The organism is Pseudomonas sp. B22(2017), assembly GCF_002113105.1.
GTDB classification, from domain to species: domain Bacteria; phylum Pseudomonadota; class Gammaproteobacteria; order Pseudomonadales; family Pseudomonadaceae; genus Aquipseudomonas; species Aquipseudomonas asiatica.
Window position 1 is genome coordinate 639,665 of the sequence record NZ_NEJN01000002.1, and the last position, 24,888, is coordinate 664,552.

The 24,888-nt window shown below is 65.5% G+C and carries 21 protein-coding genes; 9 read left to right on the forward strand and 12 right to left on the reverse strand.

The features are described 5' to 3' along the window. The first annotated feature begins 228 nt into the window (after window positions 1-228). The 4 genes from pgm to CAG18_RS06925 all read left to right on the forward strand — a co-directional run bounded on the left by pgm (window position 229) and on the right by CAG18_RS06925 (window position 5,870). Window positions 229-1,866 (forward strand): phosphoglucomutase (alpha-D-glucose-1,6-bisphosphate-dependent), encoded by a 1,638-nt coding sequence (gene pgm, locus CAG18_RS06910; RefSeq protein ID WP_015270683.1) that lies wholly within the window; start codon window positions 229-231, stop codon window positions 1,864-1,866. Between the two features lie 78 nt (window positions 1,867-1,944). Next, window positions 1,945-2,457 carry a sigma-70 family RNA polymerase sigma factor gene (locus tag CAG18_RS06915; protein ID WP_015270682.1) on the forward strand — a complete coding sequence of 171 codons (513 nt, stop codon included), beginning with the start codon at window positions 1,945-1,947 and terminating at the stop codon, window positions 2,455-2,457. Beyond that, entirely contained in the window at window positions 2,454-3,398 is a 945-nt protein-coding gene (locus CAG18_RS06920; RefSeq protein WP_085720657.1) for a FecR domain-containing protein, read from the forward strand. Before CAG18_RS06915 ends, CAG18_RS06920 begins: the two co-directional genes overlap by 4 nt. A 66-nt stretch (window positions 3,399-3,464) precedes the next feature. Next, a complete protein-coding gene (locus tag CAG18_RS06925) occupies window positions 3,465-5,870 on the forward strand; it encodes a TonB-dependent receptor (RefSeq protein ID WP_085720658.1) in 2,406 nt (801 codons plus the stop codon). A 100-nt stretch (window positions 5,871-5,970) separates the two neighbouring features. Here CAG18_RS06925 and CAG18_RS06930 read toward each other — a convergent pair whose 3' ends face one another. After that, window positions 5,971-6,387: a RidA family protein gene (locus CAG18_RS06930; protein ID WP_015270679.1), complete on the reverse strand. Its 417-nt coding sequence runs from the start codon at window positions 6,385-6,387 to the stop codon at window positions 5,971-5,973. Beyond that, window positions 6,387-7,706 carry an NAD(P)/FAD-dependent oxidoreductase gene (locus tag CAG18_RS06935; protein WP_015270678.1) on the reverse strand — a complete coding sequence of 440 codons (1,320 nt, stop codon included), beginning with the start codon at window positions 7,704-7,706 and terminating at the stop codon, window positions 6,387-6,389. The genes CAG18_RS06930 and CAG18_RS06935 overlap by 1 nt, the downstream gene beginning before the upstream one ends. Before the next feature lie 373 nt (window positions 7,707-8,079). Here CAG18_RS06935 and CAG18_RS06940 point away from each other — a divergent pair, with 373 nt between their 5' ends. After that, complete coding sequence (locus tag CAG18_RS06940) at window positions 8,080-8,757, forward strand: DUF1028 domain-containing protein (RefSeq protein WP_085720659.1); 678 nt, start codon at window positions 8,080-8,082, stop codon at window positions 8,755-8,757. Further along, complete coding sequence (gene argE, locus CAG18_RS06945; RefSeq protein ID WP_039614196.1) at window positions 8,750-9,910, forward strand: acetylornithine deacetylase; 1,161 nt, start codon at window positions 8,750-8,752, stop codon at window positions 9,908-9,910. The genes CAG18_RS06940 and argE overlap by 8 nt, the downstream gene beginning before the upstream one ends. A 324-nt stretch (window positions 9,911-10,234) precedes the next feature. Here the strand turns inward: argE and CAG18_RS06950 are convergent, their stop codons facing one another. The 3 genes from CAG18_RS06950 to CAG18_RS06960 all read right to left on the reverse strand — a co-directional run bounded on the left by CAG18_RS06950 (window position 10,235) and on the right by CAG18_RS06960 (window position 14,734). Next, complete coding sequence (locus CAG18_RS06950; RefSeq protein WP_085720660.1) at window positions 10,235-11,503, reverse strand: carbohydrate porin; 1,269 nt, start codon at window positions 11,501-11,503, stop codon at window positions 10,235-10,237. 128 nt (window positions 11,504-11,631) lie between these two features. Continuing rightward, window positions 11,632-14,049: a glucose/quinate/shikimate family membrane-bound PQQ-dependent dehydrogenase gene (locus tag CAG18_RS06955; protein WP_085720661.1), complete on the reverse strand. Its 2,418-nt coding sequence runs from the start codon at window positions 14,047-14,049 to the stop codon at window positions 11,632-11,634. A gap of 334 nt (window positions 14,050-14,383) precedes the next feature. Beyond that, window positions 14,384-14,734: a cupin gene (locus tag CAG18_RS06960; RefSeq protein ID WP_085720662.1), complete on the reverse strand. Its 351-nt coding sequence runs from the start codon at window positions 14,732-14,734 to the stop codon at window positions 14,384-14,386. Between the two features lie 117 nt (window positions 14,735-14,851). On the opposite strand from CAG18_RS06960, the gene CAG18_RS06965 reads away from it, so the two are divergent. Continuing rightward, window positions 14,852-15,757 (forward strand): LysR family transcriptional regulator, encoded by a 906-nt coding sequence (locus CAG18_RS06965; RefSeq protein ID WP_085720663.1) that lies wholly within the window; start codon window positions 14,852-14,854, stop codon window positions 15,755-15,757. A gap of 105 nt (window positions 15,758-15,862) precedes the next feature. Continuing rightward, complete coding sequence (locus CAG18_RS06970) at window positions 15,863-17,062, forward strand: MFS transporter (RefSeq protein WP_085720664.1); 1,200 nt, start codon at window positions 15,863-15,865, stop codon at window positions 17,060-17,062. A 162-nt stretch (window positions 17,063-17,224) separates the two neighbouring features. Here the strand turns inward: CAG18_RS06970 and CAG18_RS06975 are convergent, their stop codons facing one another. Next, the gene (locus CAG18_RS06975) at window positions 17,225-17,836 is read right to left on the reverse strand and encodes a LysE family translocator (protein WP_004376275.1); all 612 of its coding nucleotides are present in this window, start codon (window positions 17,834-17,836) and stop codon (window positions 17,225-17,227) included. A gap of 106 nt (window positions 17,837-17,942) precedes the next feature. Between CAG18_RS06975 and CAG18_RS06980 the strand changes: the two genes are divergently transcribed. Beyond that, a complete protein-coding gene (locus CAG18_RS06980) occupies window positions 17,943-18,917 on the forward strand; it encodes a GlxA family transcriptional regulator (RefSeq protein ID WP_085720692.1) in 975 nt (324 codons plus the stop codon). Between the two features lie 151 nt (window positions 18,918-19,068). Here the strand turns inward: CAG18_RS06980 and CAG18_RS06985 are convergent, their stop codons facing one another. The 6 genes from CAG18_RS06985 to CAG18_RS07010 all read right to left on the reverse strand — a co-directional run bounded on the left by CAG18_RS06985 (window position 19,069) and on the right by CAG18_RS07010 (window position 24,789). Beyond that, a complete protein-coding gene (locus CAG18_RS06985; protein ID WP_015270669.1) occupies window positions 19,069-19,920 on the reverse strand; it encodes a CAP domain-containing protein in 852 nt (283 codons plus the stop codon). Window positions 19,921-20,139: 219 nt separating this feature from the next. After that, the gene (locus CAG18_RS06990; protein ID WP_085720665.1) at window positions 20,140-20,751 is read right to left on the reverse strand and encodes a cell wall hydrolase; all 612 of its coding nucleotides are present in this window, start codon (window positions 20,749-20,751) and stop codon (window positions 20,140-20,142) included. A 35-nt stretch (window positions 20,752-20,786) separates the two neighbouring features. Then, window positions 20,787-21,704, reverse strand: coding sequence for an AEC family transporter (locus tag CAG18_RS06995; protein ID WP_013972955.1), 918 nt, complete (start codon window positions 21,702-21,704; stop codon window positions 20,787-20,789). Between the two features lie 251 nt (window positions 21,705-21,955). Then, window positions 21,956-22,819, reverse strand: a complete 864-nt coding sequence (locus tag CAG18_RS07000; RefSeq protein WP_015270667.1) for a LysR family transcriptional regulator — start codon at window positions 22,817-22,819, stop codon at window positions 21,956-21,958. 108 nt (window positions 22,820-22,927) lie between these two features. Further along, window positions 22,928-23,776 carry a proline/glycine betaine ABC transporter permease gene (locus CAG18_RS07005; protein ID WP_015270666.1) on the reverse strand — a complete coding sequence of 283 codons (849 nt, stop codon included), beginning with the start codon at window positions 23,774-23,776 and terminating at the stop codon, window positions 22,928-22,930. Beyond that, on the reverse strand, window positions 23,773-24,789 hold the full coding sequence (locus CAG18_RS07010) for an ABC transporter substrate-binding protein (RefSeq protein WP_085720666.1): 1,017 nt from the start codon (window positions 24,787-24,789) through the stop codon (window positions 23,773-23,775). Before CAG18_RS07010 ends, CAG18_RS07005 begins: the two co-directional genes overlap by 4 nt. Window positions 24,790-24,888 lie beyond the last annotated feature (99 nt).

Sequence of the window (24,888 nt, forward strand, 5' to 3'; positions counted from 1 at the left end):
GTAGGAGCGGCCTTGTGCCGCGAAAGGGCCGCAAAGCGGCCCCGACAATTCCTGGAGGTGCGAAGATCCTGGGGGCGCTTCGCACCCCTATCGCGACACAAGGCCGCTCCTACAAAAAAGCGGGCTGCGTGGCCTGATGTTTCTTTGCTGCCGCCCATCGCACGGCATTGCAACTCTCAGTACACTGCACGCTCCAACACCAACATCCGTTGAACTCGAGGTTTCTGCATGACGCTCAGTCCTTTGGCAGGCAAGCCGGCTCCGGCCAGCGTGCTGGTCGATATTCCCCGACTGCTCACCGCCTACTACACCGGCCGCCCCGACGCTGCCGTGGCGGCCCAGCGGGTGGCCTTCGGCACCTCTGGGCACCGGGGCACTTCGCTTGAATTGAGTTTCAACGAGTACCACGTCCTGGCCATTACCCAGGCCATCTGCCTGTATCGCCAGGAGAAGGGCATCGATGGCCCGCTGTTCATCGGCGCCGACACCCACGCACTGTCGGCACCGGCTACCGCCAGCGCCCTGGAAGTGCTGGCTGCCAATGGCGTGCAGGTAATGCTGTCCAAGGACGACGAATACACGCCAACACCAGCGGTTTCCCATGCCATCCTCTGCCATAACCGTGGCCGCGAGCAGGGCCTGGCCGACGGCATCGTCATCACCCCGTCGCACAACCCGCCGCAAAGCGGTGGCTTCAAGTACAACCCGCCCAATGGCGGCCCGGCCGACAGCGACGTGACCAAGTGGATCGAGGCCAAGGCCAACGAACTGCTGGCTGCTGACCTGGCGGGCGTCAAGCGCATGGACCATGCCCAGGCGCTGCAGGCATCCACCACCCAGCGTCACGACTACGTGAGCAACTACGTGGCCGACCTGGAAAACGTCATCGACTTCGACGTCATCCGCGCTGCCAAGCTGCGCCTGGGCGTCGACCCGCTGGGCGGCGCAGGGGTGCGCTACTGGTCGGCGATCGCCAAGCATTACCAGCTCGACCTGGAAGTAGTGAACACCGAGGTCGACCCGACCTTCCGCTTCATGACTGTCGACTGGGACGGCCAGATCCGCATGGACCCGTCCTCGCCCTATGCCATGCAGGGCCTGATCGGCCTGCGCGAACGCTTCGACGTGGCCTTCGCCTGCGACCCGGACCACGATCGCCATGGCATCGTCACCCCCGATGGCCTGCTGCAGCCGAACAACTACCTGGCCGTGGCCATCGACTACCTGTACCGCCACCGCCCGCAATGGCGCAGCGATGCCGCCGTCGGCAAGACCGTGGTGTCCAGTGGCCTGATCGATCGCGTCACCCAGCGCCTGGGCCGTGAACTGTACGAAGTGCCGGTGGGCTTCAAGTTCTTCGCCCAGGGCCTGTTCGACGGCACGCTGGGCTTTGGTGGCGAGGAAAGTGCGGGGGCTTCGTTCCTGCGCCGCGATGGCTCGGTCTGGGCCACCGACAAGGACGGGCTGATCCCGGCCTTGCTGGCTGCCGAGATGACCGCCCGCACCGGGCGCAACCCGAGCCAGGCCTACGCCGACCTGACCGAGGCGCTGGGCAAGCCGTTCGCCACCCGTGTCGAAGCCAAGGCCGATGCCCGGCAGAAGGCTTTGCTGAGCAAGCTGGCGCCGGAGCAGGTGAAGTCGACCGAGCTGGCGGGTGAGCCGATCGTGCAGATCCTCAGCCATGCACCGGGCAACGGCCAGGCGATCGGTGGGCTGAAGGTGATGACCGCCAATGGCTGGTTCGCCGCACGCCCGTCGGGCACCGAGGATATCTACAAGATCTACGCCGAAAGCTTCATCGACGAGGCGCACCTGCAGCGCCTGGTGCAGGAAGCGCAAGTGCTGGTGGATGCGGCGATTGCCTGACTGGTAACAAACCGCTTGGTTCTGTGGCGTGCTGTAAATTAGAATTAATCTTATTTACGCCGCCGCAGGGCCTTCCCCATGATCGACGCCGCGCCGCCACCGGAGCATAGCCTGCCTGCCCTGTACCGGGAACACCGCGGCTGGCTGGAAACCTGGCTGCGGCGGCGCATGGGCAATGCCTGGGATGCCGCCGACCTCAGCCAGGATACCTTCCTGCGTATCCTGGCCAGCGCCCAGCCGCTGGCAGACATTCGCGAACCGCGTGCCTACCTGCTGACCGTGGGCAAGCGCCTGCTGAGCAACTTCCACCAGCGGCGTAGCCTGGAACAAGCCTACCTCGATGCACTGGCGCAGTTGCCCGAGCAGCATGTGCCCTCGCCAGAGCAGCGTTGGGTACTGCTGGAAACCCTGCAAGCCCTCGACGAGTTGCTCGACGGCCTCAAGGTGCCGGTACGCAAGGCCTTTCTCTGGAGCCAGCTGGAGGGCCTGGGCTATGCCGAGATCGGCAAGCGCCTGGGCGTTTGCGAGCGCTCGGTCAAACGCTACATGGCGCAGGCCTACGAGCATTGCCTGCTGGCCGAACTGCAATGACCAGCCATTCCCCCGAAACCCGCGAGGCACTGCAGGCCGCCGCGCGCTGGCTGGCACTGGTGGACTCTGGCGCTGCCAGCGAGGGTGACCTGCAGCGCCTGGAACAGTGGCGCACCAGCAGCACCTTGCACGAACACGCCTGGCAAAAGGCACTGCTGTTGCGCCAGCGCTTTTCCGCGCTACCCGGCGCATTGGCCATGGCCACCCTGGACCGCCCGGATAGCGGCCGCCGGGCGCTGCTCAAGCAGGCCCTGGGCGTGGCTGCATTGTTGCCGGCGGCCTGGCTGGCAAGCCGCGAACTGCCGCTGGAGGCCTGGGCCGCCGACATGCGCACCGCGGTCGGGGAGCGCCGGCAGGTGCTGCTGAGCGATGGCACATTCGTGCAGTTGAACACCGACAGTGCGGTGGATATCGACCTGGGCGCGCGTCGCCTGACATTGCTGCGTGGCGAAGTGGCAGTCAGGTTGCCCGGCAACCTGAGCCTGACGTTGCAGGTGCCCTATGGCCAGGTCGCGCTGGATGCTGGCGAGGTGTGCTTGCGCCTGGTCGATCAGGCTTGCCGGGTATCGGTGCTCAAGGGCACGGCCAACCTGCAGCCGCGGCAAGGCCCGGCACTGTTGCTGCAGGCCGGGCAGCAGGCCAGCCTGCAAGTGGCCGGGGCTGGCCCTGTCACCGGCCTGGACGCATGGCTGCTGGGCTGGCGCGAAGGGGTACTGCGGCTGGAGGATCGCCCCTTGGGCGAGCTGCTGCACGAGCTGCGCAGGTACCGCCCCGGCGTGCTGCGCTGGGCGCCCGAACTGGAGGCCCTGCGCGTGACCGGTACGTTCCGCCTCGACGACACCGACCGGGTGCTGGCCTTGCTCGCCGCCAGCCTGCCGTTGCAGGTGCACACGCGCACGCGTTACTGGGTGAGCCTGGCCGCGCGGGAAAATCGCGCATGAGGCTGTCCCCTTTTTTTCGCTCACCGGTCATTACCGGTAGGAGCAAATAAAGGGGAGCCTTGTTCAATGCCTGTTGTCATGTCCAGCCGCCTGCGTCCACTGGCGCGTGCGGCACATCCGTTGTTCGCCATGAGCCTGTTGTTGTGTACACCGGCCTGGGCCGATGAACCTGCCCGGCGCAGCTATCAGGTGCCAGCCGCCAGCCTGGGTGCGGCACTTACCCAGTTTGCCGACCAGGCCGGGGTCAGCCTGTCGCTGGACCCGGCGCTGGTCAACGGCCGGCAGAGCAATGGCCTGTCCGGCAGCTACAGCGTCGACGAAGGCTTCACCCAGCTGCTGCGCGGCAGCGGCCTGCAGTTGCTGCCGGTGGGCGAGGGCGCTTTCACATTGATGCCGGCACCCCAGGCGGGTGGTGCGCTTGAAATCGCCCCGACCAGCATCGTCGGTGGCCTGGCCGCAGGCAACGAAACGCAACCCTATGCCGGTGGCCAGGTGGCCCGTCAGGGTTCACAGGGCCTGCTCGGCACGCGCGACTTCATGGAAACCCCGTTCAGCATCACCAGCTACACCAGCGAACTGGTGAAGAACCAGCAGGCGCGAACCTTGGGCGAGCTGATCGCCAGCGACCCATCGGTACGCGCCACCAACCCGGCGGGTGGGCGCTTCGAGCAGTTCACCATTCGCGGCTTCAGCCTGTTCAACAGTGATGTGGCCTACAACGGCCTGTACGGCATCCTGCCGACCTACTCGATCGACATGGAAATGGCTGACCGGGTCGACATCATCAAAGGCCCTAGCCAGCTGATCAACGGCATTTCGCCGCGAGGCAGTGTCGGCGGCGGCATCAATGTGCAGCCCAAGCGGGCCGGCGACCAGCCGCTCACCGAGTTTACCGGCAGCTATGCCTCGGCCGGCCAGGCAGGCGGTGCCGTGGACGTTGGTCGGCGCTTTGGCGAAGGCCAGCAGTTCGGCGTGCGCTTCAATGGCGTGAAACAGGCGGGCGATACCGAATGGGACCACCAGCGAGTCGAACGTGAAATGGCGGTGTTGGGCCTGGACTTTCGTGGCGAGCGCCTGCGGCTTTCGGCGGACCTTGGCCATACCGAGCGCGATACCGATGCACCGCAGGAGCGGGTGCTGGTCGGTGCCAACGCCAAGGTGCCGGATGCCAACGACGTACGCCACAATTACGCCCAGGCCTGGAGCAAGGCGCGCACCAACGACACCTTCGGTGCGCTGCATGCCGAGTACGATATCAGCGAGTCGCTGCTGGCCTATGGCGCGGTCGGCGCGCGCAAGAGCAACCATGACTTCCTGCGCCACAACGTGTCGATCAGCAACGATGCCGGCGACTTCACCGTGCAGCCGCGCGACTTCACCCGGGATGAAAGTGTGCGTACCGCCATGGCCGGCCTGCGCAACTGGTTCCATACCGGGCCGGTCAGCCACGAGCTGAACCTGGCCGCCACCTACTTCTACATGGACTTCACCAACGGCGGCGCCCGCTATGCCTCGGCGCCCAGCAACCTCTACCACCCGGTGGCCACGCCGACACCGGGCACGCCAACCCGCATCGATCCTGAGGTGTACACGGAAAACCGCTTTTCCGGCGTGGCCCTGGCCGACACCCTGGGCTTCTTCGACGACCGCCTGCTGCTGACCCTTGGGGCGCGCTGGCAGCGGGTGCAGGTGGATGACTGGAGCGACGGCATCAAGGGGGATACCGCCTACGATGAAGAGAAGGTGTCGCCCTCGGGCGGCGTGCTGCTCAAGGTTACCGACCAGCTGTCGTTGTATGCCAACTACATGGAGGGCCTGAGCCAGGGCAAGATTGCGCCGTCGACATCGGTCAACGAAGACCAGATCTTCCCGCCGTTCACCAGCCGCCAGGTCGAGGTGGGGGCCAAGTACGACCTGGGCCAGGTCGCCTTTACCGCCAGTGCCTTCCGCATCCGCCAGCCCGCCTATGAAACCAACCCCACATCGCGGGTGTTCGGCCCCAATGGCAAGCGCGACAACCGCGGTATCGAACTGAGCGTGTTCGGCGAGCCCGTGCAAGGCGTGCGTGTGCTGGGCGGGGTGATGTATATCGACAGCGAACTGACCGACACCATCGGTGGCGCCTACGATGGCAACCGCGCGCCGGCCACGCCCGAGTACAACGTCAACCTCGGCGCAGAATGGGATGTGCCTGGGGTGAACGGCCTGACCCTGACGGCGCGGGGCATCCACTCGAGCTCGCAGTACCTGGACCAGAACAACAGCAAGCAGATCGACGGCTGGGAGCGTTATGACGTGGGCGCGCGTTATGCGTTCAAGGTGAATTCCGCCCAGGTTACATTGCGTGCCAGTGTCGAGAACGTGCTGGACGACCGCTACTGGAGTTCGGCCGGGGCCTCGGATGACAGCGAGCCGGGGCTGACGCTGTCTACGCCGCGTACCTACCTGCTGTCGGCGACAGTGGGTTTCTAGCCCATTTTAAAAGTGGGTGCGTTCCGTTGCGCATCAATCCTGGGGCCGCGTTGCGGCCCTTTCGCGGCACAAGGCCGCTCCTACAGGTTGAACCGATCGGTCAGACCGAATCAGGCACCACGGCGATCACATCGATCTCCATCAGCCACTCGGCCTGGGCCAACCCGGCCACCACCAGCCCGGTGGAAATCGGGAACACGCCCTTGAGCCACTTGCCTACCTCCTTGTACACCGGCTCGCGGAAGCGCGGGTCGGTGATGTAGGTGGTGGTCTTGACGATGTGCGACAGGTCCGAGCCGGCTTCTTCGAGCAGTTGCTTGACGTTCTTCATTGCCTGCTCGGCCTGCGCCCGTGGGTCACCCAGGCCCACCAGGTTGCCTTCGAAGTCGGTGCCGACCTGGCCGCGCACGTAGATGGTGTTGCCGGCGCGCACCGCCTGGCACAGGTCGTTGTCCAGGGTCTGGTTGGGGTAGGTGGCCTTGGTGTTGAACATGCGGATGCGGGTATGAGTAGGCATCAGTGGGCTCCGAGGGTGCTGACGTTGCTGATCTTGGGTTGCTGCTGCTCATCCGCTGCGCGTTGTTCGCGGTCGCGGTAGGCGGCATAGGTGCGTTGCGTGGCGATGTGGCCGGCGACGTGCTTGGCGTCGTGCCACACGCCCCAGATGAACGACGAGCCACGACGCGACAGCCACGGCAGGCCAAGGAAGTACACACCCGGCTCGCGGGCCACGCCGCGTTGGTGCTGGGGCTTGCCGTTGGCGTCGAAGGTGTCTACCTGCAGCCAGCTGAAGTCGACACCGTAACCGGTGGCCCAGATGATGCTGGTGACGCCGGCCTTGGCCAGGTCCAGTTGCTGCAGCGGGTTGCGCATGCACTCCGGGTCGGCCAGGCGTTTGCGGGCTTCGGGCTCTTCCGGCAGGTCCAGGCCGTTGCGTTCGATGTAGGCATCGGCGGCATCCAGCAGGGCCAGGTAGTTTTCGTCGCCGCGGTTGATGTTCTCGACCAGGTTGTCCTGGAAGCGCGCCACGCCGTTCTCGAACGACTGGGTCAGGCCGACCAGGGTCATGCCCTGGTGGGCGAGGGCGCGGAAGTCCACGGTGTGGCCGCCACGGGCGCCACTGACGGCAATGGTCACGTGCTCGCGGCCAGGCTTGGCGATTTCCGCATCCCACTCACCCAGCACGCCCAGCCACCAGCAGAAGTCGCGGTTGCGGTAAGCGCGTGGCGGGCGATCGTGGGCGCCGACCGAGAGGTACACTTGGCGCCCGGCACGCATCAGTTCTTCGGCGATCTGTACGCCGGAGGAGCCGGCGCCGACCACCAGGACAGCGCCTTCTGGCAACTGCTCGGGGTTGTAATAGGCAGCGGAGTGGATCTGGTGCAGGTTGCTGTCTTTCGGCGCGATGGCCGGGATTACCGGTTTCTGGAACGGGCCGGTGGCGGCGACCACGCGGTTGGCGCGAATCACGCCTTCATTGGTTTCGATGGTAAAACCGGGGCGGTCGCTGTTGCGCAGCACTTTCTTCACTTCGATGCCGGTGCGTACGGGCAGGTTGTACTTGCGTACGTACTGCTCGAAGTAGTCGGCCACCTGGTCCTTGCCGGCGAAGGCGTCGGCGTCGAGGTTGAATTCCAGCCCCGGGAAGCGGTCGTGCCAGACCGGGCCGTTGGCCACCAGCGAGTCCCAGCGACCGGTGCGCCAGGCCTCGGCGATACGCTTGCGCTCCAGCACCAGGTGCGGCACGCCAAGCTTGCTCAGGTGTTCGCTCATGGCCACGCCGGCCTGGCCGGCGCCGACGACGAGGGTGTCGATTTCGAGGTTGTTCAGTGTCATGTCCGAGCCCTTGTTCAGGCGGTTTTTGTCAGGTCGGTTTGGAGGACCGCCGTTGCCTGGGGCCAGACTAGGGATGCCGTGGAAATGGCGAAAATAGTATTTAGCTGGGGCTTGCCGATAAAACGGCGAAGGCCCTGGATTCTGTGGCTTGCGAGTTGGACGCCAAGGGACCGCGCGCGCTGTGCCGACAGGAATAATTGGCCCGAAACAGATGTAGGAGCAGCCTTGTGCTGCGAAGCGCCGCGCGGGCGGCGCTCGATCTCAGCCAGAGCAAAGTTTTTTCCTGCCTAACCCCTCGGAAAAAGGTCGTTTCGCCGGCCGAAAGGTTCAACCCAGAATGCCGTGTATCGCACAGCACAACAGGAACCATGACATGACTTTTTCCATCATCGGTCGTTGCCAGGAAACCGGCCAGGTCGGTATCGCCATCAGCTCTTCGAGCATCGCCGTGGGCGCCCGCTGCCCGTGGGTGCGTGCCGGTGTGGGCGCGGTCGCCACCCAGAACATCACCTTGCCAGCGCTGGGCCCGCAGATTCTCGATGCCCTGGAACAGGGCCAGTTGCCGCCTGCCGCTGCGCTGGACCGGGTGCTGAGCGCCAACGGCTGGAGCGAGTACCGCCAGGTCACCGTAATCGACAGCCATGGCCAGGTGGCGCTGTTCACCGGCAAGGAAGCCCTTGGCACCCACCACGCCGTAGCCGGTGAGCAATGTGCGGCGGCAGGCAACCTGTTGGCCTCGACCCAGGTGATCGAGGCGATGGTGCAGGCCTTTGAACAAGCCGGCGGGCATCTGGCCGACCGCCTGCTGGCGGCCATGCACGCGGCGATGGCCGCAGGTGGCGAGGCGGGGCCTGTGCACTCGGCGGCGTTGAAGATTGCCGGCGAACTGACCTGGCCACTGGTGGACCTGCGTGTGGACTGGGCCGAAGCAGACCCGATTGGTGTGCTCGATGGCCTGTGGCAGGCGTATCGGCCGCAGATGCAGGACTACGTCACCCGCGCCCTCAACCCGACTGCCGCGCCAAGCTACGGGGTGCCGGGCGATGAGTGAATTTGCCAGTCGCGCGCTGCTGGCCAGGCTGATCGGCTTTGCCACGGTCAGCCGGGATTCCAACCTCGAACTGATCAGCTTCATCCGCGACTACCTGGCCGAGCTGGGGGTGGAAAGCGAACTGTTCCATAACCCCGAAGGCACCAAGGCCAACCTGTTCGCCACCATCGGCCCCCGGGACGTTGGCGGCGTGGTGTTGTCCGGGCATACCGATGTGGTGCCGGTGGACGGCCAGGCCTGGACAGTCGAGCCGTTTGCCCTGAGTGAGCGCGACGGGCGTCTGTATGGCCGTGGTACGGCCGACATGAAAGGCTTCATCGCTTCGGTACTGGCGGCTGTACCGGCGTTTCTCGCCCAGCCGTTGCGCATGCCGGTGCACCTGGCGTTCTCCTACGACGAGGAAGTCGGCTGCCTGGGGGTGCGCTCGATGCTGGCCGCGCTGGAGCAGCGCCCGCACAAGCCACGGTTGTGCCTGATTGGCGAGCCCACCGAACTCAAGCCGGTGCTGGGGCACAAGGGCAAGCTGGCGATGCGTTGTCAGGTGCATGGCGCGGCCTGCCACTCGGCGTACGCGCCGTACGGGGTAAATGCCATCGAGTATGCGGCGAAGCTGATCGGCAAGCTGGGTGATATCGGTGATGCCCTGGCGTTGCCGGAGCATCACGACGAGCGCTTCGACCCACCGTTCTCCACTGTGCAGACCGGTGTGATCAAAGGGGGCAGGGCGCTGAACATCGTGCCGGCGGAATGCGAATTCGATTTCGAAGTGCGGGCCTTGCCTGGGTTCGAGGCGCAGGCAGTGGCCGACCAGTTGCAAACCTATGCCGAGGCCGAATTGCTGCCGCGCATGCGCAAGGTCAATGCCGCCAGCGCCATTCGCCTGCAGCCGTTGAGTGCATATCCGGGGCTGGCCACGCCAGCGGATAGCGAGGCGGCTGGCCTGGTGGCGTTGCTCAGTGGCTCGGATGAGTTCGGTACGGTGGCGTTTGGTACCGAAGGTGGGCTGTTCGACCAGGCGGGCATCCCGACTGTGGTGTGTGGGCCTGGGAGCATGGACCAGGGGCACAAGCCGGATGAGTTCGTCAGTGTCGAGCAGTTGCGGGGGTGTGATGCCATGTTGCTGAGGTTGGTGGATTACCTCAGGCAGGGTTGATTGCGCTGGCCTCTTCGCGGGCACGCCCGCTCCCACAGGTACAGCACCGCCAGGCCAGCCGGCGATATACCTGTGGGAGATTGCCCAGCCGTTTGGGGTGCGCTGTCGCGCAGAGAACCAATATCGCTCGTCTGACGCGTCCTTTGTAGGAGCAGCCTTGTGCTGCGAAGAGGCCGGTACAGCCAATAGACAGGCTTTGTCAGCCCCGGCCTCTTCGCAGCACAAGGCTGCTCCTACAGAGCCTCGCCGAACCAATGAGTCATGTGTTGTTCTATGAGCGCGGGCGTGCCCGCGAAGGGCTGCAAAGCAGCCCCAGTCAAGGTTTCAGAAGGTAGCCTTGACCTGCAGGCCAACCACCAGCGCGTTGTCGATGTCCTTCCCGGAGAACGCGCCCGGCTCGATGATGTACTGCACATCCGGGCGCAGGTTCAGCCACGGCGTGGCCTGGTAGCCATAGCTCAGCTCGACCAGCTGCTCGGCGCTGTCGATATCGGGGAACTGCTGCCCGGCATCGAACGCGGCATCTTCCAGCACGTCGCGGCTACGCGGGTTGGGTACGGCACGGCCATAGCCCAGGGCCACAGTATCCTTCGGGCGGCCAGCGAACGGCTTGTACAGCACCACGCCGGCGCCATACCACTTGGTGAATGGCGATGCGGCCTTGCTCGACGCCGAGTACTGGCCGAAGGCATGCAGGCTGCGGCCCGGCAAGCCCTGGTCGTTCCACACCGCCTGGTCGGCCAGCAGGTAGTGGCCGCCACGGCCGGACACTTCCTCGTCGCTGCCGATGCGCTTCACGTCGGAGCTGTCGTAGTAGTAGCCCAGTTTGTACTCGCCAGGCAGCTCGCCCTGCAGCTTGTAGACCAGCTCTACCGGTACCACGGTGCCGGTGGTGTGCTTGGGGCCCAGGTGCCAGGCGCGGCTGGAGTTGCCGTTGCTTTCCGGGTCGACGTTGAACGCCGCCACACGCAGTTGCCAGGATGGCGACAGGTCGTACTTCACCCGTACGCCCAGGTGGGCATTGGGGTAATTGGTCCAGCCACTGCCGCCAGACATGTTCAGCGGGTGGCCGCAGAAGCCGGCGTTCATGAAGTTGCACAGGATGCCACTGTCCAGGCCGCCGAGGTCGTTGCCCATGGCCATGTAGCCGAGCTTGACGTTGAGCGCCGGGGTGAACAGGGTACGCTCGTAGCTCAGCTCGGTCAGGCGGGTGTACAGGCCACCGAAGTTTTCCTGGATCGGCAGGCGGTTGCCCACCAGGTCTTCCGAGGCGCTGTTGCCGCGGCGGTCGTTGATGGTCAGCTGGACCTTGCCGCCGTTGTCCAGGCCATACAGTTTGGACAGGTCGAACTGGACGCCCAGTTTCAGGTTTTGCGAGTAGCGCGCCGAGCGGTGCAGGCCACCGTGGGCGTTGTAGGCGGTTTCGCCGCTGTAGTCGCCGGTGAACCTGACGCCGTCTTCTTCCAGTTGGTGACGCAGGCCGCCCCAGTCACCGGTCAGGGTGCTGCGGGTCATCAGGTCGCCGTCGGCCAGGGCGGTACTGCTGGCGAGGGCCAGCAGCAGGGTGGGGGTGATGCGAATTGCGGATGGCATTGCTGAATCTCGTATTCTTTTCTGGGGCCTGTTCGCGGGCAAGCCCGCTCCCACAGGATGATCACTGCCCAAGCGGACGGTGCAGTCCCTGTGGGAGCGGGCGTGCCCGCGAAGAAGGCGACGCGGTCTTACGGCAGAGCGTAAGAAATCACGTAGTCGCCACGGTCAGTCGACTGGCGCGCGCCGCCAGCCGTGACCACCACGTACTGCTTGCCGGTTTTCGGCGAAACGTAGGTCATCGGGCCGCCCTGGCTGCCCACTGGCAGGCGAGCCTTCCAGATTTCGTTGCCGTTGCTGCTGTCGTAGGCGCGCAGGTAGAAGTCCTGGGTGCCGGCGATGAACACCAGGCCGCCCTGGGTGGACAGGGTGCCGCCGAGGGTCGGCAGGCCGATCTTGATCGGCAAGTGCATGCGGATGCCGAGCGGGCCGGTGTCCTCGACGGTACCCACAGGTACCTGCCACGCCACCTGGCGGGTCTTCATGTCGATGGCGGTCAGGGTGCCGAATGGCGGCGCCTGGCACGGAATGCCGGCCACCGACAGGAAGCGGTTCTTGTTCACTGCATACGGGGTGCCCTTGAGCGGTACTGCACCCATGCCGGTGTTCAGCGCTTCGCCACCGGAAGCGGCACCGCCCTTGTTCTGCGACGGGATCATCTGGATCCACAGGCCCAGGCGCATGTCGTTGACGAAGATGAAACCATGTACCGGGTCGGTGGAAATGCTGCCCCAGTTCATGCCGCCCAGCGAACCCGGGAAGCTCAGCGACAGGTCGGTGCCCGGCGCGGTGTACAGGCCGTCGTAGCGCATTTTCTTGAAGTCGATGCGGCACAGCAGCTGGTCGTACGGGGTTGCGCCCCACATGTCCGATTCGGTCAGGGTCTGCGCGCCGATCTGCGGCATGCCCACCGACTTCGGCTGGGTTGGCGAGTACGGCTCGTTGGGGATGTTGCTTGGCTTGACCGGTACTTCGTCGACCTGGGTCAGCGGCTTGCCGGTGGCGCGGTCGAGCACGTAGATCTGCCCGGCCTTGGTGCCGATTACCACTGCAGGTACCGACTGGCCGTCGTCCTTGGTGAAATCGATCAGGCTAGGCTGCATCGGCAGGTCGAAGTCCCACAGGTCGTTGTGCACGGTCTGGAACACCCACTTCTGGTTGCCGGTGGTGGCGTCCAGCGCCAGTACCGAAGCGCCATAGGTGTGGTCCAGCTTGCTGCGTTCGACACCGTAGATGTCGGTGGACGACGAGCCCATCGGCAGGAACACGGTATTCATCGCCGGGTCGTAGGACATCGGGGCCCAGCTGTTGGGGGTGCTGCGCACATAGGTGCTGTCGCCCTGCGGCGCCTGGCGATCTTCCGGGTTGCCGGGGTCGAAGGCCCAGCGCATTTCACCCGTGATCACGTCGAAACCACGGATCACGCCGCCTGGCATGTCGGTCTGGACGTTGTCGGCGACGCGGCCGCCGACTACCACGGTGGTGCCGGCCATCAGTGGGGCCGAGGACAGCTGGTAGTAGGAGTCCGGCACATCGCCCAGGCCGGCCTTGAGGTCGACCTGGCCGTTGTTGCCGAAGCCCTGGCAGAACTCGCCGGTGTCGGCGTCGACGGCAATCAGGCGGCCATCGATGGTGTTGGTCAGCAGGCGACGCTGGCAGTTGGCACCGGCCGGTACGCTGGCCGCGGTGATTGGCGAGCTGTTCGGCTGGGTCGGCTGGGCGATGGCGGCAGTGGCGTCGAAGTAGGCCATGCCACGGCAACGCTGCCAGACCTTGGACTGGGCGTTGATCGCGTTCTTCCACAGCTCTTTGCCGGTGTCGGCATCAAGGGCGATCAGGTTGTTGTGCGGGGTGCAGATGAACACCTTGTTGCCGACCTGCAGCGGGGTCAGCTGGTCTTCGGCGCCGTTGCCGTCGCTGAGCGCCACGTCACCGGTGCGGTAGGTCCAGGCCACTTTCAGCTTGTTGACGTTGTCGCGGTTGATCTGGTCCAGCGCGGCGAAGCGGCTGCCACCTTCGGTGTTGCCGTAGTGGGCCCAGTCCTTCTGCGCCTTGCCGGCCTCGACCGGGGTCATGCCCGGGCCTTTGCCGGTGGGGGCGACGCTTGGGTGGGCGACGAACATGTTGCCGGCGGCGATCACCAGCAGCACGGCCAACACCCCGGCAACGCCATAGGCACCGCGGCCGGCGCTGGTGCCATTGGCACGGGCCAGCAGCGGGTAGACCAGTGCCACCACCATGCCGATTGCGCCGAACATGAACAGGCGCGAGAACAGCGGCCAGAACACCAGACCTGCGTCGATCAGCGCCCAGATGGCAGTGCCGACCAGGAACGCCGCGTACAGCCAGGCACCAGCCGGCTTGCGGCGAGCGATGAGAACGCCGGCGATGGCCATGGCCAGGCCGCCGATCAGGAAGTACCAGGAACCGCCCAGGCCGGCCAGCTTGACGCCGCCCGCAGCCAGGAGGAGGCCGAGCAGGGCGATGATCACGCCCAGGCCGACCAGGATGATGTTTGTGGCGCCAGAGGCGCGCGGTGTTTCTTTCATGCCAGGGATCTCAGCAGGTGGAATGCGCGCAGTGTAATCTCTTAGCTTGCTAATTAACAAGTTGGTACATAATTTTGTGGGGCGGATTGTCGCAGGGCTGAACTCTGCAAGGTGTGGCTAAAAGTCTAGATCATGCGATTAAAATTGCATTCTAAGAGGTGTTCGTGCTGATTCATGTAGCGGGCACTCAGGCTTTGCTTGAGTGTGAAGGTCGGCGGTGTGCTCTGTGTAGGAGCAGCCTTGTGCTGCGAAGAGGCCGCTACGAGTGCAGCGGGTGTGTCGGCAGGACTGGCCCCTTCGCAGCACAAGGCTGCTCCTACAGACGGCCACCGTTTCATGTCGGCCACGGAGTGCCGCTGCTGTAGAACACCGCGAGCCAGATGGTGGAGGTGCCGGGGGCGGTCCATTCCACGCGGTGGCGGTAATGCGGCGGGATGTCCAGGCAATCGCCCGGCGCCAGCAGGCGGGTATGGCTCTCATGCTCGAAGCGCAGGCCGGCGGCGCCACTGAGCAGCACGATCCATTCGCCCTCGGGCTGGTCGTACCAGAAACCGGGCGGGCTGGCCTGGCCGCTGGAAACGATACGCTCAACACGCACACCCGGGCGGCTGAGCAGTTGGTCGACCCGTTCGGAGCTGGTTGGGTCGCAAGGGGGCAGGGCAGTCAGCAGGTTGGTCGGGATCATGGAAAACCTCGCTTGGAAGGGGGTAGTTCCACTATGGACGCAATTGCCGCGCGCCGCGCTTCTTGACCGGCCCCGCTGTTTGTAAGAACTTTCCGGGATTTGGAAGACGGGCAACAAATGGACAAACTCCTGGCGATGAAAATGTTCGTGGCCACCGTCGATGCCCAAGGCTTTTCTGCCGCCGCACGCCAGCTTGGGCTGGCGACATCGTCGGTGACGCGCCTGGTCGATGCCCTGGAAGCGGCGTTGGGCGCCACCTTGCTCAACCGCTCCACGCGCCAGGTCAGCCTGACCGAGGCCGGCGCCCGTTATTACGAGCGCGCGCGGGGTATTTTCGAGGCCCTGGACGAGGCCGATGCCAGTGTCGCCGACCGGGGCGAGGAGCCTGTCGGTGTGCTGCGCCTGTGCTTGCCGGTGGAGTTCGGCAGGCGGGTCATCGCCCCGCACCTGGGGCCGTTCCTGGCGCAACATCCGGCTCTGGAGCTGGACATCGACCTCAGCGACCGCCTGGATGACCTGCTTGACGGGCGCTATGACCTGTCGATCCGCCTGGGCGACCCCTCGCCCAATGACGAGCTGGTATGCCGCCAGCTGGGTCGCTTCCAGCGTTGGCTGGTGGCCAGCCCGGGCTACCTGGCCGGGCGCGACGCGCTGGAGCATCCGCGGCAGCTGCTCGAGCACGCCTGCCTGCGCTTTCGCTACGGGCAGAAAGGCCGCCCCTGGCGCCTGGCCCGTGGGCAGGACAGTCTGGAACTGGACGTGAGCGGGCCGTTGCGCAGTGCCAATGCCGACATGTTGCGCGAAACCGCACTGGCGGGCAGCGGTATCGCGCTGTTGGCCGACTGGCTGGTGCAAGAGGATGTGGCGGCTGGGCGCCTGCAGCGGCTGTTCCCCGATTGGCAGGCCAGCCCTGGCGCGGCCAATGACAGCATCAACGCCCTGTACCTGCCCAACCATCGTGGTTCGCGGCGGGTGAACGCCTTTATCGACTTTTGCGAAAATTTGCTGCAGCGCAGCACCTAGTGTTGCGCAGTGCGCAAAGCCCTGTTGCGCCAGCGCTGGATTCTCGCCAGGAGTGCGTCTGGGTAAGGTGGCCGGCATATTCCAGCCATCGCCGAGGACACTCGCATGAATCCCTCCCTTGCCGCCGCGCAGCCTGCCGCCACCGGCCTCAGCCGGGCCCTGGTCGCCCTGCTGGCGTTCTGCTGCGGCGCGATCGTCGCCAATATCTACTACGCCCAGCCCATCGTCGGCCTGATCGCCCCGGACCTGGGGCTGTCCACCGAGCATGCCAGCCTCATCGTTTCGCTCACGCAGCTTGGCTATGCCTTGGGCCTGCTGTTGCTGGTACCGCTGGCCGACCTGTTGGAAAACCGCCGCTTGATGGTGGCTACCGCCGTGCTGGCCTGCGTCAGCCTGCTGCTGGCGGGCACCAGCAGCAGCGGCCAGGGCCAGCTGTTCCTCGGCTATGCACTGCTGATCGGATTCAGTTCCGTGGCGGTGCAGATGCTCATTCCGCTGGCGGCGCACCTGGCGCCGGAGCAGCAGCGTGGGCGGGTGGTCGGCAACATCATGGGCGGCCTGCTGCTGGGTATCCTGCTGGCGCGGCCGTTGTCCAGCCTGGTGGCCGACTACTTCGGCTGGCGGGCGGTGTTCATTGGCGCTGCCGGGGTGATGCTGGCGATCATCCTGCTGCTGGCCCTGACCTTGCCGCGGCGGGTGCCCGAGCACAAGGCCAGCTATGCCGGGCTGATGCTGTCGCTGCTCACGCTGCTGCGCCGTTATCCCTTGCTGCGCCAGCGCTCGCTGTACCAGGCGTTGATGTTCGCGGCGTTCAGCCTGTACTGGACGGCGGTGCCGATGGCCCTGGCAACCGAGCATGGCCTGTCGCAGAGCCAGATCGCGGTATTCGCCCTGGTGGGCGCGGTAGGCGCCGTCGCCGCACCCATGGCCGGCCGCCTGGCCGATGCCGGGCATGCCCGGGCCGGTTCGCTGTTGGCGTTGTTACTGGCACCGGCGGCACTGTTGCTGGGGCTGACCGTGCCGGGCTACAGCGTGATCGGCCTGGGGCTGACTGGCGTGCTGCTGGATTTTGCGGTGCAGATGAACATGGTCATAGGCCAGCGTGAAGTGTACGCGCTGGACCCGGCCAGCCGCGGGCGGTTGAACGCGGTGTACATGACCAGCATCTTCCTGGGTGGGGCGCTGGGTTCGGCGGTGGCCAGTGCGGTGTTCAGCCAGTTCGGCTGGCAGGGTGTGGCGCTGGTGGGGGCGGGGTTGCCGGGCGTGGCCTTGATCATCTTCCTGGCCAAAGCGCGCCGGGGTTGAATGCTAGCGCGGTCACCTGTGGGAGCGGCCTTGTGTCGCGAAAGGGCCGCAAAGCGGCCCCGGCAATTCTGAAGTGATGCGTAGATCGTGGGGGCGCTTCGCACCCCTTTCGCGACGCAAGGCCGCTCCCACAAAAAGACCTGCACACGCCTATATCAGACGTTACCGCCCAAGCGGCAACGCCACACCAATCAAGGCAAACAGGCTGCCGCAGCAGCGGTTGAAGCCCTTGCCGCCCTTGGCCAGCCATGGCCGGATGCGAAACGCCAGGCGTGCCAACAGGTATTCGACCAGGAACTCGACACTGGCAAAGGTCGCCGCCATCACCACGAACTGCAGCAGCAACCCACGCTGCGGGTCGATGAACTGCGGCAGGAAAGCGCCGTAGAACAGCAGCACCTTGGGGTTGGCCATGGCCGACAGCAGGCCCTGGCGGAACAGGCCGGCATTGCCCAGCCGCGCACTTTGCGCGGTCAGTTCCAGGTGCAGGCCCGGGCTGCGCCACAGCTGGATACCCAGCCAGACCAGATAGGCGCCACCGACCCACTTGAGCACGCTCAGCACCGAGGCCGAGGCCTGCAGCAATGCGCTGAGGCCGAACATGGCCAAGGCAATCAGGGCGCTGAAGCCAAACACCCCGCCGATGATGGTGAACAACGTCCGGCGTGCGCCATACAGGGCACCGTGGGTCAGGGCCAGCAGGCTGTTGGGGCCTGGGGTCAGCGACAGGCCGATGCTCGCCAGCAGGTAGATGAGCCAGGTGTCGAGTGCCATGGTGGGGAATGCCTTGTTGATGGAGAGGGCGCCAGTCTATGGCGCCGACCTTGGCCGGCAAGGGTATGATCCGGACATTGAATGGTCGTTTCTGGACGCGATGCCAATGCTGCCCGACATCCGCTTGCTGATCTTGCCGTTACCGGATTTTGCCCTGCTGCCGTTCGGCGCCTTTCTCGACAAGTTGCGTTTCAGCGCCGACGACGAGGACTACAGCCAGCAGCGCTACTGCAGCTGGACCGTTGCAGGGCTGACCCTCGACCCGGTGCCTTCGAGCAGTGGCGCGGTGGTGCAGGTCGAGGCCGTCGCTGGCCAGCTTGAGCTGGCCAGTTTCGACTACCTGGTGGTGTTCGGCGGGCGCAACGCGATGGCCACTGCCGCGCTGGCGCCTCGCTACCGGGCGTTGCTGAGGCAGGCTGGCAAGGCTGGCGTCAAGCTGGTGGCGGTCGACAACGGTGCTTTCCTGTTGGCCGCCTGCGGGTTGCTGCAGGGGCACAAGGTGGTGGTGCACTGGCGACACGAAGCCGAATTCCGTGCGGCCTTCCCGCATTTGCAGCTGCTGAGTGAGCAGCTGTATTGCATCGACGGTAGCCGCATCACCTGCGCCGGCGGCACCGCGGCCATCGACCTGGCCGTCGCGCTGTTGTCACGCGCCTGCGGGAGGGCCAGGGCGCTGAAGGGCCTGGCCGACATGCTGGTGGATGAAACCCGCGATAGCCGCCATGCCTTGCGCTCGTTGGAGCTGGGGGCCGGGCAGGGGCGGCAGGTGCAGCGTGCGCAGGCGTTGATGCGTCATCACCTGGGTACGCCGTTGACCGCGGAGCAGTTGGCGGCTGAGCTGGGCATCAGCCGGCGCCAGCTGGACCGGCAGTTTCACGCCAGCCATGGCATGAGCGCCAAGGCCTGGTGGCTGGAGATGCGCCTGCAACAGGCGCGCTGGCGTTTGCTCAATTCCAGCCACAGCCTGGCGCAGATTGCCGATGAAGTGGGCCTGGGCGATGCCAGTTACCTGGGCAAGTGCGTGCGGCGACGGTTTGGTTGCACGGCCCAAGCGTTGCGTGACCGCAATATCTCGCCCTGAAGCCCGGCGCGCACTCTGTAGGAGCGGCCTTGTGTCGCGAAAGGGCCGCAAAGCGGCCCCGGCAATTTTGTGGCGATGCCGATATCCTGGGGGCGCTTCGCACCCCTTTCGCGACACAAGGCCGCTCCTACATAAAGCGCGTCAGCCGGGCTTACTGCGGCGTCCCGAACAACCCTGTCCAGTAAATCCCCGCATCACTCTTCGGGTCCACTGCATACGCAGCGCCCAGCTCGCGGAAGTCCGGGTTCATCAGCGTCGCGCAATGCCCCGGGCTATCCAGCCAGCCATCGACCACCTTGCGCGCGGTGTCACGCCCGGCGGCGATGTTTTCGCCGATCTGCTGGTACAGGTAACCGGCCAACTCTGCCCGGTCCCCGGGGGTGCGGCCATCCTTGTCGATGTGGTCGAAGAAATTCTGGTTGGCCATGGCCCGGGTGTGGTTGGCGGCAACCCCGGCCAGCACCGTGCTCCAGCTCAACGCAGGGGCGGCGGCGAAGGGCTGGCCACCGCATTGGCGCGGTACCTTGCGCGCGGCATTGATCTCCTGCAGCACCTTCTGTCCCTCGGCCTGCCAGTCGCCCAGGCGGCCACTGAGCAGCGGCCGGGCCAGCACGATGCGCCAGTCGCGGCCTTCCTGGCTGACGCCGATATCGACGAACTGCGGGTCGAGCACCACCTGGCAGAAGCTCTCTTCGATGGCATGCATGGCAGCGCGCGCATCACGTGGCCCCGACAGGCTGATGGCCTGCACGTTGACCATCGGGTAGGCGGCGCGGGTCATGGCTTGCTGCAGGTCGCGGGTGCCCTCTGGCGACAGTGCCAGGCGGGTATCGCTGTTGAGCGGCGGCAGTTCCAACGACGCTTCGCCACCGCAGGGCTGGGCCTTGCTGCGGTAGGCATTGATCGAATCGATCAGTTGCGCTTCTTCGCCGGTGGCAGCCATGGCCCCGGCCGAGACGACCAGGCCCAGCGACAAGGCGGCAACGGATGACAGGACGCGCATGTGGATCTCCCTATGACTGGCAGCGTCGTGGTTCGCGCTGCTCATCCTACACAAGCCCGGGGCTTTTGGCCCGGGCTCGTGCGAAGCAATGAAAACGCCAACATTCTTTGCTGGCGGCAAAAGAGGGAGTAGACCACTGTTCATCTGAAAAGTGCGAATAGTTGGTAATCATTCCTATCGAACCACGCTGTCTGCCGGTTTGCTGGCGCCCGGCGGCTATCAGCGCGCCACCGCCTGGTTCGGTTTGTAGAACAGAAAATGCCTGGTCTGCGCCGTCCGACGGTAGGCTTTGGCCCAGTCCGGGCGCACGTTGCGGTCATGGAAGTACAAGGCACCCCCGGTGCGGTCTCTCAATTGCTGGTTGAGCGCCTTGCGCGCGATTTCCTTGGCAATGTCGTAGCGTTGCGCTTCTTCGACCTGGTCCGGGCGCCCGTCGCACCACCAGGAGAACTGGCAGGCCTTGCTTTCTACCCCCTGCTTGACCACGCCGCAGATGGTATCCGGGAAGCCATCGTGGCCCAGGCGGTTGAGCACGACGTTGGCCACGGCGGCCATGTCTTCGGCGTCGGCACCCTTGGCTTCCCAGTAGATGGTGCGGGCCAGGCAGGTGATGCTGTCATCCAGCGGCGCCTGGCCGGCCGGGTCCACTGCTTGCGCTTCGCCGGGTGTGAGGGTCTCGGCCTTTTTCGGGGGTGGTGTGTCATTCACCACTTTTTCCTCGAGTACCTCGGCCTTGTCCTCGGCGACGGCAGCCTTGACCGGGTCGGCCGCGTGCAAGGGGCCTGCGAGCAGGGCCGAAACCAGGCCGATCACCATCCACGAAAGGCGCATGATGCAAGCTCCCGAACTGTGGGCTGGTTCACAGTCTAGCCAAGCGCAAGCATCAGCACCAAAGGCAGGGTGGCGGCAGCCAACACGGTCTGCAGGGCGATGATGGTGGCCATCAGCGGTGCGTTACCGCCCATTTGCCGGGCCATCACATAGGAAGATGACGCGGTCGGCAGTGCCTGGAACAGCACCGCCACCACCGCTGCCTGGCCACCCAGGCCAAGCAGGCGGCACAAGCCCCAGGTGGTCAACGGCATGACCAGGAACTTGAATGCCGACGCCGCCATCAGCGGGCGCACCTGCTGGCCCAGGCGGGCGCCACCCAGGGCTGCGCCGACGCACAGCAGGCCCAGCGGCAGGGCGGCCTGGCCCAGGGCCTTGACCGTGGGTTCGATACCCGCTGGCAAGCCCAGCCCACTGGCGCGCAGCAGCAACCCGCCGGCGCAACCGACGATCAAGGGGTTGGCGAAGATGGCCCGTAGCACCGTGGCCGGTGAGCTATGGCGGGCGCTGAAGCGGGCGAAAACCAGCACACAAAGCAGGTTGACCAGTGGCACGATGGCGGCGTTGGCCACCGCTGCCAGGGCAATGCCGGCGCTGCCGTAGATACCCGCTGCAAGGGTGGCGCCGATGTAGTTGTTGAAGCGGATGCCGCCCTGGAACACCGAGGTGAAGTCGGCACCGTCGTGGTTCATGGCGCCCTGGTACAGCACCAGCAGCACGGCCCCGGCCAGGGTCGAGAGCATCAGCACGCCAACCATGCCCAGCACCGGCACGCCATCGAGGTTGGCGGTGGCCAGGCCATGGAGAAACAGCGACGGCAGCAGTACGTAATAGCTCAGGCGCTCGGCGCCCGGCCAGAAGTTATCGGCGAGGAAGCCGCGCAGGCGCAGGAAAGTGCCCAGGGCAATCAGCAGGATGATCGGCAGCAGGGTAGTCAGCAGCAGGTGGAGCATGATCGACGTTCCGTGGTCGGGTACGGAGCACAGACTATGGGTGCGGATCGATCTGTAAAAACGTTGTTTTCTGCACTGACCATTGAGGAAAAATGCATGGTTGAAGTCGACACTGGCTCTTGTAGGAGCGGCCTTGTGTCGCGAAAGGGGAGCGAAGCGCCCCCAGGATATCGGCATCGCTACAAAATTGCCGGGGCCGCTTTGCGGCCCTTTCGCGACACAAGGCCGCTCCTACAAGGCCCTGCGAACCTTCACGCCTCCAGCGCAGTCTTCAGCACCGCGCTCAAATGCCGCCGCTGGCTCTTCTCATGCTCCAGCAACACCACCCGTCGGGTCAGCTGCGGTTCGCCAAATGGCAGGCAGGTTGCCGGTGGCAAGCGTTGCAGGTCGTCATCGGCCATGGGGATGATTGCCACGCCCAGGCCCATCACCGCCATGCGCGCCAGCGCTTCCTGGCTGTCCAGCTCCATCTGCTCGCTCACCTGCAGATGCTGGCGGCGCAGCTCCTGCTCGATCTGCCGCCCGGCCCAGGCACGCTTGTCGAAGCGCAGGAACGGCTGGCTGGCCAGCAATTGCGGCACGCTTAGCCCGGCCAGGTCGGGGCTGGCGATCGCCCAGAAGCGGTCTTCGAACAACGGCGTGAAGTCCAGGCTTTGCGGGTAGGGGCTGACCGGCTCGGTGGTGATCGCCGCATCGAGCTCGCCGTCTTCCACCCGTCGCGCCAGTTCCGCCGACATGCCGGAGGCCACGCTGACATGCAGCTGCGGATGGTGCGCCTTGATCCACACCAGCGCTTTGGGCAGGCGCCGCGCCAGTACCGTGTGGATCGCCCCCAGGCGCAGGCGGCCGCGCAGGCTCGGGCCGCTGGCCAGGGCGTCGGCCAGTTCGTCATAGCTAGCCAGGATGGTCTCGGCGCGGGCCACCGCCAACTGGCCGGCTTCGGTCAGCGAGACCTGCCTGCGGCTGCGGTCGAACAAGCTCACCTGCAGTTCGTCTTCGAGGGTCTTGATGTGCAGGCTCACCGCCGAAGGGGTAAGGCTGAGCAGGTCGGCGGCACGGGCGAAGGTGCCGTGGCGGGCGATGGTCACCAGAGTGCGCAGGGCTTTGAGGGACATGCGGGTGTGGTCCGGTTTCAAGCTGACAGAGCTGCATTGTCAGGCCCGGCCCTTTCGCAGCACAAGGCTGCTCCTACAGCGAGTCGAGGCTGGTAGAGGCAATATTTCTCAGCGCACACCACGCCCATAGGCCTGGCTGATCCGATCGATCACCATGGCCAAGGCGACGATCGCCAGCCCGGCCTCGACGCCTTGGCCGACATTCAGCGTCTGGATCCCCGACAGCACGTCCTCGCCCAGCCCGCGGGCGCCAATCATCGAAGCCACCACCACCATCGACAGGGCCATCATCACCGACTGGTTGAGCCCGGCCATGATGCTCGGCAGCGCCAGTGGCAGGGCGATGCGCCGCAACCGCTGCCAGCGGCTGGCGCCAAGACCATGGGCGGCTTGCAGCAGCGAAGGGTCGATCTGGCTCAGGCCCAGTTCGGTCAGCCGCACCAGCGGTGGCAGGGCATAGATCAGTGTGGCGAACACGGCGGGCACCTTGCCCAGGCCGAACAGCATCAGCACCGGGATCAGGTAAACGAAGGCCGGCAATGTCTGCATCACATCCAGTACCGGCAACAGCAAGCGCTTCGCCAGCGGCCGGGCAGCCAGCAGGATGCCCAGCGGCACGCCCACCAGCACGCAGAGGCCGGTACTGACCAGCACCAACGCCATGGTCTGCAGCAGTTTGTCCCACAACCCGAGCATGCCGATCAGGGCCAGCAGCGCCACCAGTACCGCGCTGCGCAGCACGCTGCGGCTGGCATGCCAGGCAAGCAGGCCGATCAGCAACAGCAGCAGCCACCACGGCAGCAGGCGCAGCAGGGTTTCCAGGCCGACCAGCAGTTGCAGCAACTGGTCCGAGACGCTGCGCAGGTGATCGCCGTAATGCAGTACCAGCCAATCGACCAGGCGGTTGACGCTGTCGGCAAAGGAGAATTGCAGGGCCTCGGGGAAGCCGCCGCTCACAGGCTGGCCTCGACCTTGGTGGCAATGTCCGCAGGCAACCAGGCTTTCCACACCTCGCGGTTATCGCGCAGGAAGGTGAGGGCAGCGTCGCGGGGCGGCGTTCGCTTTTCGCTCATGTCGGCCAGTGCCTTGTTCAGTCGGTCGATGGGCAGATCGACCCGCTCGAACATGCTCACCAGCTCCGGGTAGCCCTCGCGAAAGGCCTTGGATACGCCAATCGACAACTTGGCCGGCAGCGAGCTGCTGCCCTTGGGCTCGGGGTTGCCGGCATCGGTGAGGGTGGCCCAGGCCTGGGCATCGAACGGCGGCTCTTGCAGGCGTATGAGCTTGTAACGCCCCATCAAAGGGGTCGGGTTCCAGTAGTAGAACAGCACCGGCTGGCCACGGCGGATGGCCGAGCCGATTTCGGCATCCATTGCAGCCCCGGAGCCACTGCGGAAGTTGGTATAGAGATCATTCAGCCCGTAGGCCTTGAGTTTCTGGCTGTTGACGGTTTCGGATGTCCACCCGCTGGGGCTATTCAGAAAGCGCCCTTTACCGGGGGACTCGGGGTCGCGGAACACCTGCGGGTAACGTTTCAGGTCCTCGACGCTGCGCAATTCCGGCGCCACGGCTTTCAGCTTGCGCGCGTCATCGCCCTCGATCACGTAGGCCGGTACCCACCAGCCTTCTTCGGCGTTCTTGACCGTGTCGCCCAAGGCGAACACCTGGCCGGCCTGTTCTGCCTTGACCCAGGCAGGGCTGCGCCCGGCCCATTCCTCGGCGATTACTTGCAGGTCGTTGCGTGCGAGCGCCACTTCCATGCTGACCGTACTGCCGGGCAGGGTGTCGGTGGGGTAGCCATACCCGCGCTCGACGATCAGGCGCAGGATCTCGGTGGTGAGTGCGCCGCTTTCCCAGCCGATGGCACCAAAGCGGATGGGCGTGGTGCGTTCTGCGGAGGCGGCGCTGTCGGTGCTGGCCAGGCCGACGGCGAGCAGCAGGCCGGCCAGCAGCGTCGGAATCTTTTTCATGGGGCCTCTTGGAGTGACGCTACTGAGTTGCCGCAAGTGTAGACGACCGGCTCCAGGCCCGGCAGGAAGGCCGCTGCACGCGATTGGCAGCGGCCTGCA

Excerpts from the sequence above, each read along its gene's own strand:
- pgm (WP_015270683.1), top strand. The coding sequence starts at position 229 with ATGACGCTCAGTCCTTTGGCAGGCAAGCCGGCTCCGGCCAGCGTGCTG.
- CAG18_RS06915 (WP_015270682.1), top strand. The coding sequence starts at position 1,945 with ATGATCGACGCCGCGCCGCCACCGGAGCATAGCCTGCCTGCCCTGTAC.
- CAG18_RS06920 (WP_085720657.1), top strand. The coding sequence starts at position 2,454 with ATGACCAGCCATTCCCCCGAAACCCGCGAGGCACTGCAGGCCGCCGCG.
- CAG18_RS06925 (WP_085720658.1), top strand. The coding sequence starts at position 3,465 with ATGCCTGTTGTCATGTCCAGCCGCCTGCGTCCACTGGCGCGTGCGGCA.
- CAG18_RS06930 (WP_015270679.1), bottom strand. The coding sequence starts at position 6,387 with ATGCCTACTCATACCCGCATCCGCATGTTCAACACCAAGGCCACCTAC.
- CAG18_RS06935 (WP_015270678.1), bottom strand. The coding sequence starts at position 7,706 with ATGACACTGAACAACCTCGAAATCGACACCCTCGTCGTCGGCGCCGGC.
- CAG18_RS06940 (WP_085720659.1), top strand. The coding sequence starts at position 8,080 with ATGACTTTTTCCATCATCGGTCGTTGCCAGGAAACCGGCCAGGTCGGT.
- argE (WP_039614196.1), top strand. The coding sequence starts at position 8,750 with ATGAGTGAATTTGCCAGTCGCGCGCTGCTGGCCAGGCTGATCGGCTTT.
- CAG18_RS06950 (WP_085720660.1), bottom strand. The coding sequence starts at position 11,503 with ATGCCATCCGCAATTCGCATCACCCCCACCCTGCTGCTGGCCCTCGCC.
- CAG18_RS06955 (WP_085720661.1), bottom strand. The coding sequence starts at position 14,049 with ATGAAAGAAACACCGCGCGCCTCTGGCGCCACAAACATCATCCTGGTC.
- CAG18_RS06960 (WP_085720662.1), bottom strand. The coding sequence starts at position 14,734 with ATGATCCCGACCAACCTGCTGACTGCCCTGCCCCCTTGCGACCCAACC.
- CAG18_RS06965 (WP_085720663.1), top strand. The coding sequence starts at position 14,852 with ATGGACAAACTCCTGGCGATGAAAATGTTCGTGGCCACCGTCGATGCC.
- CAG18_RS06970 (WP_085720664.1), top strand. The coding sequence starts at position 15,863 with ATGAATCCCTCCCTTGCCGCCGCGCAGCCTGCCGCCACCGGCCTCAGC.
- CAG18_RS06975 (WP_004376275.1), bottom strand. The coding sequence starts at position 17,836 with ATGGCACTCGACACCTGGCTCATCTACCTGCTGGCGAGCATCGGCCTG.
- CAG18_RS06980 (WP_085720692.1), top strand. The coding sequence starts at position 17,943 with ATGCTGCCCGACATCCGCTTGCTGATCTTGCCGTTACCGGATTTTGCC.
- CAG18_RS06985 (WP_015270669.1), bottom strand. The coding sequence starts at position 19,920 with ATGCGCGTCCTGTCATCCGTTGCCGCCTTGTCGCTGGGCCTGGTCGTC.
- CAG18_RS06990 (WP_085720665.1), bottom strand. The coding sequence starts at position 20,751 with ATGCGCCTTTCGTGGATGGTGATCGGCCTGGTTTCGGCCCTGCTCGCA.
- CAG18_RS06995 (WP_013972955.1), bottom strand. The coding sequence starts at position 21,704 with ATGCTCCACCTGCTGCTGACTACCCTGCTGCCGATCATCCTGCTGATT.
- CAG18_RS07000 (WP_015270667.1), bottom strand. The coding sequence starts at position 22,819 with ATGTCCCTCAAAGCCCTGCGCACTCTGGTGACCATCGCCCGCCACGGC.
- CAG18_RS07010 (WP_085720666.1), bottom strand. The coding sequence starts at position 24,789 with ATGAAAAAGATTCCGACGCTGCTGGCCGGCCTGCTGCTCGCCGTCGGC.